Origin of the sequence: Arthrobacter sp. Hiyo1 (assembly GCF_001263615.2) — a bacterium.
Lineage (GTDB): Bacteria > Actinomycetota > Actinomycetes > Actinomycetales > Micrococcaceae > Arthrobacter.
Genome location: NZ_DF952474.1, coordinates 139,768 through 141,387, shown reverse-complemented (window position 1 = coordinate 141,387; position 1,620 = coordinate 139,768). Strand labels below are relative to the sequence as shown.

The following is a 1,620-nucleotide window of genomic DNA, read 5'->3' as shown; positions in this document are numbered from 1 at the left end:
GTGAGGACGAAGCCGCCATCGGCGTCGAGCCTTCCGATCAGCAGCACCCCGGATCGGCCCGAGGTTGCTGAGGGAGAGCCGGCGGAAGGCGACCTTCGCAGCCAAGGCCGCCGCCGGGAGCTGGATGCTGCGCAGGAGCTCGCCTGGGGCCAGGCAGTTTTTCCCGTCCCCGGTGACGAATTCGGCGACTGGAACGGTACGGCTGCTGCCGTGGCGTCCGAGGATGGTGGCCCTCGCATCCAGGCCGGCGCACAGCGAAATCATGGGCCCGGCGGGGAGGGCTGTGCACACATTACCGCCAACGGTGGACATGTTCCACACCTTGAACGAGGCTACGAAAGAGTCGCAGCACGGACGGAAAAGATCCAGTCCCGGCCAGTTCCGGCCAGCCACGGCGTCCGACACGGGCAGGGCGTAAAGCTCGGCGACGGTGCAGGTGGCGGCCAGTTCAATGCCTGCGTCGCCCACGGTGACGGCCGGCCAGCCTGCTTGCCCCAGATCGAGCAACCGTTTGAGGGGCTCTTCGCTGCCTACCGGGCTGCCGTAGGAGAACAGGACCGTGCCGCCGGCAAGCCAGGCGTCGCCCTCGCGCCACTGGCCTGGATCCGTGGTGGCAACCACGGACTCGATGGTGTTCATGTCCATGGGGTCACCTTGCTTTGCTCGGGGGTGTTGGTCTGATGGATCGGTCCTGCGCCGTCCTTGAGCGAACCCACGGCGGAGGCCGGGCGCGGCGCGCGGGACGCGAGGACTTCGGCGGTAATGGAAACCGCCACTTCCGCCGGAGTCACGGCGCCGAGATCCAGTCCGATCGGCGAATGCAGGCGTTCGAGGGACTCGACCGGGATGCCGCAGGCAAGCAGTCCATCGATCCGCTGCCGGTGGCTGCGCCTGGAACCCATGGCTCCCACATAGGCGAGATCCAGATCGAGGGCTGTTTCCAGCAGGGGAATATCGAATTTGGGATCGTGGGTCAGCACGCACACCACCGTGCGGGAATCGATCCGGCCGGCGGCTGCTTCCGCGGCAAGGTAGCGGTGCGGCCAGTCCGTGACGAGGTGGTCGGCGCCGAGGAAACGGCCCTGGCTCGAAAAAGCGGGCCGCGCATCGCACAGAGTGACCTCGTAGCCCAGGAGTTTCCCGGCGGGGAGCAATGCCGCGCCGAAGTCGTTGGCGCCAAAGATCAGCATGCGGGCCGCGGGCAAGCGGGTTTCCACGAACAGGGTGATGGGTTCGGCTTCCGGCACGGAACCTCCGCAGCCTTCGGCCGGGGCGAGCCGCACCAGGCCAGCACGGCCTCCATGCAGAAGGGGTTCTAGCTGGGCCGCGGCCGCGCGGATCACGGCGTCATCCCCGCCAAGAAGGTCTGAAAGTTCCCGCGAACCAGCGGCGGAAAATCGCGCCGGATCAGGAACGACGACGGCGCCTCCCGCAGCGTCAAGCCGGCGGATGAGTGCCAGGGAAGAGCCTCCTGAAGCGGCATTCAACAAGGCCAAATCCAGGCCGGCGGGCCCGGTCGGCTGGATGTGGACTTCCAACTCGCCGCCACACGTGAGCCCGACGGCGAACGCGTCCTCGGCGCTGTAGCCGAACGACTCAAGGCGGCTGCCGCCGTCGCGC

The 1,620-nt window shown here is 67.8% G+C and carries 1 protein-coding gene and 1 pseudogene; both read right to left on the bottom strand.

Features of this window, described 5'->3' with window-relative positions:
* Positions 1 to 645, bottom strand: a pseudogene (locus AHiyo1_RS18070) (FAD binding domain-containing protein); the annotation flags it as partial.
* Positions 636 to 1,620: XdhC family protein (locus AHiyo1_RS18065; RefSeq protein ID WP_059389466.1), on the bottom strand; the 985-nt coding region annotated here is incomplete at its 5' end. The pseudogene AHiyo1_RS18070 and the gene AHiyo1_RS18065, both read right to left, overlap by 10 nt.